Consider the following 12,563-nt stretch of genomic DNA (forward strand, 5'->3'; position numbering starts at 1 on the left):
GGTCTCATTAAATTATCAAATTAGAACAGCTTGCTATTCTAATCGAAAAACATTCTAGATAAACTGAATATATTTAATTGAGCTTATCAGAAAAAGTGATTATGAATGAGCTAAAACTGCCAATAATTGGCTATATGCATTCTCCTTACCGTGAAAAATTTGGAATTCCACGCCAGCCAAATTTGGTTGATGTTGAATCTTATATAGAATTATCAACACCTTATAACGATATTTTGGCTTTCGAGGGAATCGATGAATTTAGTCACTTATGGTTAATCTGGCAGTTTCATGACAATAAAAATCAACAAGATGTGCAAAAATTTAGACCACAAGTTCGTCCGCCTCGTTTAGGTGGAAATCAAAAAATAGGGGTATTTGCGACGAGGAGTATGTATCGACCTGCTCCTATTGGGCTTTCAGTGGTGAAATTCAAAGCAATCAAGAAAGTTGGGGCGTCAGTTCGACTCTATATTTCGGGAAGTGATTTGCTCGATGGCACACCTATTTTAGACATTAAACCCTATATTCACTATTCAGATGCTGTGCTAGACGCAAAAAGTGCTTATGCGCAGGCAGAGCCTACGAGAAAGTTGGTAAGCTGGAACTCTGATGCGATGCGTGACCAACACGAATTATTAAAAAAGCAGATTATATCGGAGCAACAAATTGCTGAGTTGGAGCAAGTGTTATCTTTAGATCCAAGACCTGCGTACCAAGATGATTGCGAGCGTATTTATGGAATGCACTTTGCAAATGTAAATGTAAAATTCAAGGTTTCTACTCAAGTTGAAATTGTTGCCTTAATCGCTGTGTAATCTTAATCGCTGTTTAATTAAGTAGGGCTTGATTTTTTCATAGATACACTTAATTTTTTCTTGGCACAATGTGACTGGTATTGGCAACTTCAGAAGCAGAAGATACTTGTATATCAGCATTTTTGGTAGGTAAGGGTATTTCAGTTTGATCCATGAATCCATGTTCTGGAAATGCTTTTTTTAACTCTTGAATGGCGACTGAATTATAGAGATCACAACGGGTTGCATCTTCTTCTTGATCTGACTTAAAAGGGAAAATCAAGGCGTGAATTTGATTGGCCTGTTTGTATTTTTTGGCATGGAACTGAATACACATCGATTCTGGATGTTTAAAGGTGTATTTGCCTAAATGATCTAGATTGTTGTATTCATTTCCTTGTTTATTGAGTTGTGGATTGTCTTTGGCGAGTTGAATCACTTTAAATATGAACTGAAATGTAGGTTCAATATGATTTCGCTCAATAAAATTCCAAGTTTGGGATGCGTTGGTCGGTTTTAAAAGACCAAGATACATACCTTGAATAAAATAGTGAATTTCAGATGATATCCAATAGGTGATTGAGTTTTTAGCGAAGTCTGGATCAATATATTCTTCATCTTTAATCACTTGTATGGCGTAAACAGGTGATTTTTCATCTTCATGAGCAGTTGAAATTTTAAATTTTGATAACAGATTTACCCTATTTTTTTTGTTTGATTGTTTTTGCTCAAGTGATTGTTCTAAAGGCACAATTACAATTGATTCAGGCATGTGATATCGATACCATTCTCCCTCAAGTGAAATGTTTGTCAGTTCAGATTTGTTTTCTTCATTACATGCAGTAAGTAATAAAGCCCCAACAATCGTAATCAGTGATACAAATTTTTTATTCATTTTTTTAATTAAATTTTGTTCTGTATGATGAAATTTATAATGTACTTCTGCATATGTATAGTCACATTATTGAGTGATCTATTTCATTAATACGCTTTAAATATAAAGGATAGGGAAATAGGTTTTTAATTCAATATCAGGACTCAGATGGTATATGAACAATGTGCGACCATTGATTTATTCAATGATGTTATTTTTCATGAATTGTTAGATAAAACAAATATAAAACATCAAATATTTTATGTTCTTAGAGTAAATTTTGTATGAGCCAAATATCTAGTTTGGATTAAATGTCTTAATTTTCGATAAATTTGAAAATGGTTATGTATTAGCCAAAACATTCGAACTTTAAAAGCTCAATTATTTCATATGAATACTGATATCTATTTTGCCTTTTTGTTATAGTTATTACATATTTGGGGCGATAAAAATGAAGTTTAATTTTGAAATTGATACCACTTGGTGTCTAGAGCAACTTTTAAAAGATGGGCGCATTGTCGAACGTGATAAATTACTGGTTCAAACGACACGTCGTCAAAAAGAGCAATTAAAATGGCATCCTTTGCAGTGGATTGCTCAATTTGATTTTAATGATGTAGCGCAGCCTGAAAAAAAACTGAATTTAAATCAACTATGCCAATGGTTGGCTCAAAAAGCAGATATTCCTTTTTTTGTGATTGACCCATTAAAATCTGATGTGGCATCACTGACGAAAGTCATGTCGCATGAATTTGCCCTAAAAAATAAAATACTTGCGGTTGAAGTGACTTCAGAGCATGTGCTGATAGGCACGTCACAACCTTTTCTTGGGGATTGGACTCCGAGTCTACAAAAGAGTTTAGGCGACAAGAAAATCTTAAAAGTAATGCTGAACCCCGAGCAATTACAACGCTATCTCAATGAATATTATCAAGTGAGTCGTGCAGTTCACTTAAGTAAATCTGATAAAGCCTATGATCAGGATTACAAAAGTGTTGAGGCTTTACTGCAACTGGGCGACACCCAAAATCCCGATGCCAATGACCAGCATATCGTAAAATTGGTAGATTGGATTTTGCAGTTTGCTTTTGAACAAGAAGCCAGTGATATTCATTTAGAACCTCGCAAAGAAAATAGCAAAGTTAGATTTCGTATTGATGGTGTATTACATACCATTTATCGAATGCCGACCAATACCATGACAGCGGTCATTTCACGATTAAAAATTTTGGGCAGAATGAACGTTGCAGAAAAGCGTAAACCGCAGGATGGACGTTTAAAAACACGTAATACTAAAGGACAAGAAACCGAATTGCGTCTGTCGACTTTACCGACTGCATTTGGTGAAAAAATGGTGATGCGTATCTTTGATCCAGACGTGTTGGTACGGAGTTTTCAGCAACTTGGCTTTGATCAAAAACTATTGGATAAATGGAATGCACTGACAAAAAACAGTCATGGCATTATTTTGGTAACAGGTCCCACAGGATCGGGTAAAACCACAACACTATATTCATCGCTGAAACAATTGGCGACGGAACAAGTCAATGTCTGTACCATTGAAGACCCGATTGAAATGTTGGAACCGAGCTTTAACCAAATGCAAGTGAATCCAAATATCGAATTGGGCTTTGCAGATGGGATTCGTGCCTTAATGCGTCAAGACCCTGATATTATTATGGTCGGGGAAATACGTGATCAAGACACTGCCAATATGGCGATTCAAGCGGCACTCACAGGTCATTTGGTGTTATCTACATTGCATACCAATGATGCGCCATCAAGTTTGACACGCTTACATGATTTAGGTGTACAACCCTTTTTGACTGGTGCAACGATTTTAGGGGTATTGGCACAACGGCTGGTTCGTAAACTTTGTCCAAAATGTAAGGCCAAAGATGATATAGATGCACAGCAATGGGAACATTTAACCGCAGGTTATATAGTAAAAATGCCAGAACAGGTTTTTCATGCTGTAGGCTGCGAATTTTGTCGTCAAACCGGATATAAAGGTCGGATTGGGATCTATGAATTCTTACCTGTAAGTCTAGAGACCAAACAAAAAATCAGTGCCAATATTGGTTTAGAAGAGCTCAAGAACCAAGCCAGAAAAGAAGGGGTAGAACCGCTTCGAATTGCAGGTGCTCGAAAAATTTTGGAGGGCTCAACTACATTGGAAGAAGTTTTACGAGTGGTGCCTTTGCATTAAAAACCATCAAAAAGCTTGAAAAATCATATTTCTTAAGTTTGGCTTCAGGTTTGTCTAAGCGGATTGTGCTTCAATAATGACATTGATTAAATGACAACATAGCTTGGACATAGAAATGAAAATTGCAATGAAAACTTTGACTGCATTGGGTTTGGTAGGTGCAACAACTTTAGCGATTGCTGCAACAGCAATGACGAGCGCTGATCCTGTAGCTGCGAGTCAAACAGTGGCTCAAGCGCAGGTGAAAAATCAAGTTGCAGTGAATCAATCTGCAGTCACACCTGTAAATACGGCGACCAATCAAGTGATCAACCAAAATGCAATTGCACCTGCATTGGTGACTGTAAAACAAGCGCTGAATTTACAAGATGATTCACGTGTTGTATTAAAAGGTAATATTGTCAAATCATTAGGCAATGAAAAATATACCTTTAAAGATAAAACAGGTTCAATGACCGTTGAAATAGATGATGAACTTTGGAATGGTCAACCGATTTCTTCAAATACGCTAGTGACTATTGATGGTGAAGTTGATATCGACTATAAACCAATGAAACGTATTGAAATTGATGTAGATTATGTCAGCTTCTAATGGGATTAAATTCAATCTGCATAGATGAATTTATGATATGAAAAAAAAGGATGAGTTTTAAAGAGCTCATCCTTTTTTTATGCTGACTTTCGGCAAAAGGGATTTATATCTTGACATATACAGGTTTAAAAACAATGTATTGGCTGTAATCTGAAATAAAAAGCGGGCATGATTTGCTATAAACGCATTGTTTTTACCATTCAGTTCTACCATTAAGACTTGATCAAATTGAGACGTTAGTAAGATTTCAAATCAGTACCATTGAAAAACTCAGATTTCTTAAGATTCTATTCATCTTCATTTGTTTTAATGATGACATCGAAAAGAGCATAACCTGAAAGGAAATGAAGATGAACGTATTCACTAAAACTGTATTAGCGATTGGTTTGGCTGGAGCGACTACACTTTCTATGGCAAATACAGTCAATCAAAATGCCATTGCACCGAAAACTGCAACAGTGAAACAAGCTTTAACCCTAAAAGATGACACTAAGGTTCAATTAAAAGGCTTTATTGTAAAATCTATAGGTGATGAAAAATATCAATTTCGTGACAATACAGGCACCATGACTGTAGATATTGATGATGAACTTTGGAATGGTAAAGCAATTTCTGCTACTACACCTGTGACTATTTTAGGTGAAGTAGATGTGGATTATAAACCGACTAAACGTGTTGAAATTGATGTAGATGGCGTACGTTTTTAATCATGTTTTCAGATATTAAATCATGCGTTAAAAGGGGTTGAATGGTAACAATCCAAATTTAAACCCTAAGATTCAATGCGTTTTTTAAAAAGCCACATACTTTTAAGATGTGGCTTTTTATTGAAAGAATAAATGAATCAAGGTATTCAATAATTTTAACTGTATATTTAAGTAGGCATATTGAGTGTGAAATATGCTTTGAATTAAATTATTGAGAATTGAAAGAGACTATGCGAATTTTACTGGCTGAAGATGATTGTTCTCAAGCAGAGAGTATTAAAGCTTGGTTAGAAATGGATGGCTATAATATCGACTGGGTAGAACGTGGCGATTATGCGATTTTAGCCATAGAGCAACATCAATATGACTGTGTCTTATTAGATCGAGGCTTACCTCAAGCGACAGGTGATGAAATTCTGCAAAGCATTCGCCGTAAGCAGAAAGATATTCCTGTGATTTTTATTACCGCTCGCGATAGCATCGATGACCGTGTCGATGGTCTAGATATGGGCGCAAATGACTATTTGGTAAAACCTTTTAGTCTGGAAGAGTTATCTGCGCGTGTCAGAAGCCAAATCCGTCAAAAGCAGGTGCACGCATCTGATGAAATTTGTTATGCGCATTTAGTGTTAAATACGCAAGCGAAAACCCTGACCAGTCATGGCAATCTCGTCAATCTTACTGCAAAAGAATTTCAAATTGTCCATATGCTAATGCAAAGACCTGAGCATGTGGTGACGCGTGAGCGTTTGGAGGAATCCTTATATGCATGGGGTGATGAAATCGAAAGCAATACCATTGAAGTTTATATTTATCAATTACGCAAAAAAATTGGTAGCCAGATGATCAAAACCATACGTGGTTTGGGTTATCGTATGAATCGGGATCAATAAAATTTCATGACAGACATCCAACCCACCGTATCATTGCAAAAAAAACTGGTTAAAACTTCTGTAATCAGTTCAATTGTTGCAGGGCTGATTGCATTTGTATTACTGATGGCTTTAACGGTTTATCAGACCATGGATGTGCATGATGAAATTATGGATGAAATTTCAGATATGTTGTTGGTGTCTGATTTGAGTGCCAGTTCAGGCAATCAATTGGATGAGTTAAGTGATGAATTTGATATTGAATATCAACTCTCTACACCAAGCCATTTGTTGACGCATTCTCCTGAATTTAACCCTGCTTATGAGCGTATTACACCGTCCTATGTTTCGTCTAAAGGCTATGGTTATGCATGGTTAAATGGCACGTTGATGCGTACTTATTCATTTGATCAAGATCAGCAGCATGTCAGTATGTATCAGCCAATGACTGAACGCTTTAAGGATGCCTTGCAAAGCCTATTGGGCTACGCGCTGATTCTATTGATTTTGTGGTTGATCCAGTGGTTTATTTTAAAATATTCAGTGCGCAAACAATTTATATCTATTCACGAATTGTCCAATGAAATCTCAGCAAAAAATGCGCATGATTTAACGCCGATTCAACAAAAATCACCTGCACTTGAAGAACTTCAACCCATGGTTTTGCAACTCAATCAGATGTTGTTACGTCTTGATCATTCTTTGCAAGCAGAACAACGTTTTACCGCAGATGCATCGCATGAGTTACGTTCGCCACTTTCAGCGATTCAAATGCGTCTCCAATTGTTAAAGCGTAAGTATGCAGACACGGCACCGACATTGGCACAAGATATGAATCAAATTTCAACCGATGTCGCACGTGGTACACAAGTCTTAGAAAATCTATTACTACTTGCACGCTTGGATCCATCCCAAACGACAGAGTTGCCTCATGAGCAGTTTGATTTAACCGATACCATACAAGCCGTGATTAAATCTTTGCACCCGTTTGCTTTAGAAAAGCAGGTCACTTTTGATTTACAGCTCGAAAACTCGGTTATCGATGCCAATAAAGACCTGATTTTTACTTGTGTACGTAATTTAATTGATAACGCAATTCGCTATACACCAAATAATGGGCAAATTAAAATTCAGCTTGCCAACAATGCGGATGGCAGTACACAAGTCATCATTGAAAATAGCGGACAAACTTTACCTGAAGAAGTTTTAAATCGTTTAGGTGAGCGTTTTTATCGACAACTGGGCACCAAAACAACAGGCTCTGGATTAGGACTTTCAATCTGTAAAAAAATTATTGATTTGCATCAAGCAGGTATTGCTTTTACACATTCTGAGTTGGGCGGATTGAAAGTGACCATTCATTTTTCACGTTAAAAATAGATGTGATCAATCGAGATGTTTTAAGCTTTATCTTAAACATCTTCAAGCAAGTGAATGCGTTGCAAGCTGGTTTGTTTTTTATGCTCGTCATTCTTCAGCGACTTTGTGTGAGTGCATCTAAAGTATTTAATTCGGTCATAAAATTGGGCAATAAAAAAGCAGTAGACCTTAGAGATTTACTGCTTGTTCCCACGATTATTATTATGTACAGGTGTCGATAGTCGTGTTATTTGGTCAAAATCAGGCGATTATTGCGAGTTAGGCGTAAACGGTATTCTTCCCCAGCATGCATGATGCGAATTTCGCGACCTAAAGCGAATAAATTGTTTGAATGTAGCATAGGTAGTGATTGGTGAGTTTCAGTATTACGTGTAAATAAGCTAAATGGTGCGTTCATTATTTTCGACTCCGTGGTGTGTAGTGAATGGTTTAAATGATAATCATTATCGAATAGATCTGTCAACGATAATTTTTATCATTTATAAAAAAACTATATTTGCTTACACTTGGGCAAACTTAAAAGATTTTTGATGAATGAATAAACCTACAGTACATGTTGCGATTGCACTCTTATTTCACCAAGGTCAGGTCTTGGTCGGTTGGCGAGAAGCCAAACAGCATCAGGGCAACAAATACGAATTCCCTGGTGGCAAAGTGGAAGACAATGAAACCCCAGTCCAAGCGTGTAGACGTGAAACTTTTGAAGAAGTTGGCATCGATATTGAACGTTGGTTTGTATTTGATGAAATTCACCACGAATATGATGATCTGTACGTACATTTGCATTTATTTCATGCAGGGGTTGAGTCAAGTCAGTTGAGTCAAATCAATAGGCCATGGACGTGGTATCTGCGCAATCAACTTAAAAATTTGAATTTTCCTAAAGGCAATGACGTGATTATTCAACGATTGGTTTGGCCTGATCAGATGTGTTTCATAAACGATCAAAACTTTGACCTCAATCAGTATCTGCTTGATCAGGAAAATACCCATATATATTGGGGCAGGCTCAACCCAAATATTGCGACTATAGAAAGCTTGAATGCGCTTTCCGATGCAATTAAAGCTCGATTGATGATTGATTTAGAGATATTTCAGCAACTGCATGCTTTGGAACAACGAAAATATGCTGCTGTATGTGTAGCAACAGATCAGCTCAATGCCGTGGTAGCCAAGATTAACAATATCCAATATGATCGCCAAAAGACTAACCGAGTTGCAGACTTCGTTACACAGCCAGCTATCAATCGAGCTGAACTGCTTAACATACCAATGGCTACGAATGTACTGGCGTATTGTCGAACTTCAAAAGATGTACAACATGCTCTTCATTTAGGCTGCGATGCCATTGTGTGTGTAGATGATGCAATGCAAAAAAGCAATGAACTTAAAACAATATTCACTCAAGCTCAAGATTTTACGCAGGGTAAACATGCAGATGCAGATATAGAACAGACTCAAATGCAATGTCATGTTCCAGTTTACCTGTAATGATTTAAAAGATTTATTTAAAGGATTTCACAGTTCAATTGCATTCTCTCTATGCATTAATCTGAGTACTAAAATTCGATATGTGTAAAAAACGGGTGATCGAGCACCCGTTTGAATCTTTACAATCCGTCTTATTGATTAAGCGTGGTCAACAATGCACATGACACAATAGCTCATGAAACAAACAGCTTCATGACACCATAGTCCATGATCATAGTGCTTTAATTTGAGCTTGAGCTTCTTTTAAGCTTGTCGCATCTTTATTGTTTTGCGCAGCTTTTAATACAATTTGCCAAAGTTGACGTTTCATCGCATTACTTTGTGCATAACTGAGACCACGACGCGCCAATGCGTCTGCTTTTTTTGCTTGGTTGGTGTTGTTCGCCACCAAAGCCAAGTACATATAAGTTTCCGCAGATTGCGGAGCAATGCGCTGTGCCTGTAATGCCGCTTGTTCAGCTTCAGTCCATTTTCCAGATTTATAAGCGCTTTGGGTTTGTTGAATCAATTTTTTAAAGGCAGGGAGGTTGCGTCCATCATCAAATGTTTGTGTTGTTTTTTTCTGTTGCGGTGGAATGATGACATTCATCGATTCACGTTTAATCTCAGGTTGATCATACGGTGTAACTTGTACGCCATCTGGATTACGCGTAGCAGATTCTGTTTTTTTTGAACCTTGTTGAGTGCTTGGTTGAGAACTTTGTGGCAAGGACTGGCAACCCACTAAAGTGACCATAATTGAAAAGAAAAGGCTGTGTTTTAAATACATATTATTTACTCTTATTCAAAAAGCTACACATCATCAAGAATCATTATTTGTCGTTCATTATGGCGATAAAATCAGCATGAATAAAGCAGAATCAATGATGCAGATAAAAAATTACCCCAATTCTCGCTTAAAGAATTGGGGTATTTCAGTAGCATTTTCAATTAAGGTTCGTATTGACCACTAGAAATGATACGGCCGTTATTTGGTCGATTTGAAAGCTCTCTTTGCATGTCACTTTCACTTTCACGGATATAGTTTTCCATGTTATCGGGTTGTTCTGAATTCATTGATTCAGGATCTGGCTCAATGGCTTGTTCCACTTCATAATTAGGCAAACCACATTCAGTTGCACGTCGAGGAACCGTATTCGTTAGCATAGGGATGTAAAGACTACCTTCACAACCTTGGCCTGATAAATCACCGGTTGCTGTGTCAATCCAGTGCCATTGTACATCGTCAGGTTGTCTTAAATTGACAGGTTTCTGGCGAAGCTGTTTCATGACATTGGTCCATACAGGTAATGCCCCTGAAGAACCCGTTAAACCAGTAACTTTGTTATTGTCCAGTCCTAACCAAACCACAGCAACATGATTGCCAGAATAGCCTGCAAACCATGAATCACGTGTATCATTGGTGGTACCTGATTTACCAGCAAGATTGAGCTGATTTGAGAGACTATTATAAGCTGAGCGACCAGTTCCTGATGACATTACTCGTTGTAGGCCGTAGTTCAACAGATAAGCGCTTGCAGGATCAATGGTTTGTTGAACATTGAGCGTATAACGCTCTAAAACTTCACCTTTTGAATCGACCACAGAACGAATTGCTTTGTTTGGATATTTAAATCCGCCTGTTGCAAAGTTGCCGTAAATACTCAGTACTTCCATGGGTGACATATCTACCGCACCCAAGAAAATAGACGGGTAGGTTGGAATATTCGAAGTCACACCGAACTTGGTTAAATGATTACTAAATGAAGATAATCCGAATTCTTGACCTAAACGTACAGCTGACAGGTTATAAGAATTGGCAAGGGCTTGTGCCATAGGCACATTGCCATAACCACTGCCACTATAGTTTTTCGGTGTCCAAGATTTACCGCCATTTACAGGGATGGAGATTGGCTGATCTTCAATTAAACTTGCCCAGTTATAACGACCAGATTCTAATGCATTGAGATAAATCACGGGTTTGAGCAAAGACCCGACTTGACGTTTTGCATCGATGGTCCGGTTAAAGCCTGTAAAGTCTTTGGTCGAGCCGACAGCAGCGATCAATTCCCCATTTTCAGGGTTAGAGACCAACACTGCACCTTGTAAGTCTTTTAAACGTTTTGGATTGGCTTTGGCTAATCGATCGACAGAAGCCACAAAGGTATTTTGGACTTTAGTTTGCGCAATAGGATCTAGGCTTGTAAAAATTCTTAAGCCTTGATTGGTTAAATCACTTTCTTGATATTCATTTTTTAACTGACGACGCACAATATCCATAAAGTCTGGGAAACGTGCTGGACCAATGGTTGGCTTACTAATGATATTCAGTGGTTTAGCAGATTCAGTTTCATACTGCTCTTGAGTCAAATAGCCCATGACCACCATATTTTGCAAAACGATATTTCGACGTTTGATTGCGCCTTCAGGATTTTTCCAAGGGTTATAGAGGGTAGGACCTTGAACCAAGCCGACCAAATAAGCTTGCTGAGCAATACTGAGTTCACTTAGAGGCATACCAAAATAGAATTGTGATGCCAAACCATAACCATTCACTGAATAGTTACCATTTTGACCTAAGTTCACTTCATTTAAATAGGCTTCTAAAATCTCATCTTTGTCATAGTGAAACTCTAATAACAATGCCATGAGTGCTTCGTTGACTTTACGTTTTAATGTACGCTCAGGGGTTAAAAAGAAATTTTTAACCAACTGTTGAGTCAGCGTTGAACCCCCTTGTCGTTTTCCACCTGTCACATTACTGACCAGGGCACGTGCTGTACCACGCACTGAAATACCATGATGATGATAGAAATTGCGATCTTCGGTAGCGATCAAGGCTTCAATGAGTGGTTTAGGCACTTTATTGAGTTTAATCAGAACACGGTCTTCATTGTGCTGCGGATAAATACCGCCAATGAGCATGGGCTCTAAACGCACGATACCCGTTTCAGAAGGTTTAGTGGCTTTAATCTCAGTGATCTGATCATTTCCAAATTTGACCTGCAAAATTTGTTCTGGGTCTATACGTTCACTATAGTCAAAACCGCGGGTATGCACGTACAAGATATTGTTTTGAACCAAATAGCTACCAGACTTGTCATAGTTGTCTGATTTTTTGTAGCCCAACAATTTAAGTTCTTGCTCGAAATCTGCTTGTGCAATGGGTGCATTGCTATAGATTTCTAATGGGCGTGCAAATACTTTCGCAGGAATATCCCAACGATTTCCTTCAAATTTGTCACGTATGACATTATCTAAACGAATAAGATAGATACTAAATCCAACAAATCCTGCAATGATCAACACTGAAAAAATCAATGCGATTAAGCCAATACCACGTTCTGACTTCATAAACGACTAATAAAACCATGATTATTTTCACTAATCATGCGAAGCTTTTTCTTATTTTGCAATAATGAAAATGTGAAATTCTGGAAATATGCCCACTGGTTCATATTTAAGTCACAAAAAAAATAGCTCGGCGAATTGGAAAAATGCTGCATTGTTTTTGATATGAACCGATTACAAGCTTTGCCAAGTCTAGTTTTGCTACTCATCAACCGTAAAATCTAAGAGAATGAATATTGGAAAAATCCAATGTTTTTAAGCTTGAAAATTTTGAAATTATTTTTAATGGTGATGAGTTTTTTGAGCATTGAATC

General features: G+C 37.5%; 11 protein-coding genes. 7 read left to right on the top strand and 4 right to left on the bottom strand.

Annotation, left to right across the window (positions count from 1 at the left end; translation table 11 throughout):
• The first annotated feature begins 101 nt into the window (after positions 1 to 101).
• The gene (tsaA, locus tag G8E00_RS05590; RefSeq protein WP_166222536.1) at positions 102 to 815 is read left to right on the top strand and encodes a tRNA (N6-threonylcarbamoyladenosine(37)-N6)-methyltransferase TrmO; all 714 of its coding nucleotides are present in this window, start codon (positions 102 to 104) and stop codon (positions 813 to 815) included.
• 49 nt (positions 816 to 864) lie between these two features.
• On the opposite strand, the gene G8E00_RS05595 is transcribed toward tsaA, so the two are convergent.
• Positions 865 to 1,689, bottom strand: a complete 825-nt coding sequence (locus tag G8E00_RS05595; RefSeq protein WP_166222538.1) for a hypothetical protein — start codon at positions 1,687 to 1,689, stop codon at positions 865 to 867.
• A gap of 430 nt (positions 1,690 to 2,119) precedes the next feature.
• Between G8E00_RS05595 and G8E00_RS05600 the strand changes: the two genes are divergently transcribed.
• From G8E00_RS05600 to G8E00_RS05620, 5 genes are all read left to right on the top strand, one after another.
• Positions 2,120 to 3,877: a GspE/PulE family protein gene (locus G8E00_RS05600; RefSeq protein WP_166222540.1), complete on the top strand. Its 1,758-nt coding sequence runs from the start codon at positions 2,120 to 2,122 to the stop codon at positions 3,875 to 3,877.
• Between the two features lie 190 nt (positions 3,878 to 4,067).
• Positions 4,068 to 4,469: a NirD/YgiW/YdeI family stress tolerance protein gene (locus G8E00_RS05605; RefSeq protein ID WP_166011683.1), complete on the top strand. Its 402-nt coding sequence runs from the start codon at positions 4,068 to 4,070 to the stop codon at positions 4,467 to 4,469.
• A gap of 350 nt (positions 4,470 to 4,819) precedes the next feature.
• Positions 4,820 to 5,176, top strand: coding sequence for a NirD/YgiW/YdeI family stress tolerance protein (locus tag G8E00_RS05610; RefSeq protein WP_166222542.1), 357 nt, complete (start codon positions 4,820 to 4,822; stop codon positions 5,174 to 5,176).
• Between the two features lie 230 nt (positions 5,177 to 5,406).
• Entirely contained in the window at positions 5,407 to 6,069 is a 663-nt protein-coding gene (locus G8E00_RS05615) for a response regulator transcription factor (RefSeq protein ID WP_166222544.1), read from the top strand.
• Between the two features lie 6 nt (positions 6,070 to 6,075).
• Positions 6,076 to 7,422, top strand: a complete 1,347-nt coding sequence (locus G8E00_RS05620; RefSeq protein ID WP_171522268.1) for a sensor histidine kinase — start codon at positions 6,076 to 6,078, stop codon at positions 7,420 to 7,422.
• Between the two features lie 232 nt (positions 7,423 to 7,654).
• Here G8E00_RS05620 and hemP read toward each other — a convergent pair whose 3' ends face one another.
• Positions 7,655 to 7,825, bottom strand: coding sequence for a hemin uptake protein HemP (gene hemP / locus G8E00_RS05625; RefSeq protein ID WP_166011633.1), 171 nt, complete (start codon positions 7,823 to 7,825; stop codon positions 7,655 to 7,657).
• Positions 7,826 to 7,962: 137 nt separating this feature from the next.
• On the opposite strand from hemP, the gene G8E00_RS05630 reads away from it, so the two are divergent.
• Positions 7,963 to 8,919: a (deoxy)nucleoside triphosphate pyrophosphohydrolase gene (locus tag G8E00_RS05630; RefSeq protein ID WP_166222546.1), complete on the top strand. Its 957-nt coding sequence runs from the start codon at positions 7,963 to 7,965 to the stop codon at positions 8,917 to 8,919.
• Between the two features lie 211 nt (positions 8,920 to 9,130).
• Here G8E00_RS05630 and G8E00_RS05635 read toward each other — a convergent pair whose 3' ends face one another.
• Both G8E00_RS05635 and mrcB read right to left on the bottom strand, forming a co-directional pair.
• Positions 9,131 to 9,688 (bottom strand): tetratricopeptide repeat protein, encoded by a 558-nt coding sequence (locus G8E00_RS05635; RefSeq protein ID WP_166222548.1) that lies wholly within the window; start codon positions 9,686 to 9,688, stop codon positions 9,131 to 9,133.
• A 161-nt stretch (positions 9,689 to 9,849) separates the two neighbouring features.
• On the bottom strand, positions 9,850 to 12,252 hold the full coding sequence (mrcB, locus tag G8E00_RS05640; RefSeq protein ID WP_166222550.1) for a penicillin-binding protein 1B: 2,403 nt from the start codon (positions 12,250 to 12,252) through the stop codon (positions 9,850 to 9,852).
• Between the last annotated feature and the right edge of the window lie 311 nt (positions 12,253 to 12,563).

The organism is Acinetobacter shaoyimingii (genome assembly GCF_011578045.1).
Lineage (GTDB): Bacteria > Pseudomonadota > Gammaproteobacteria > Pseudomonadales > Moraxellaceae > Acinetobacter > Acinetobacter shaoyimingii.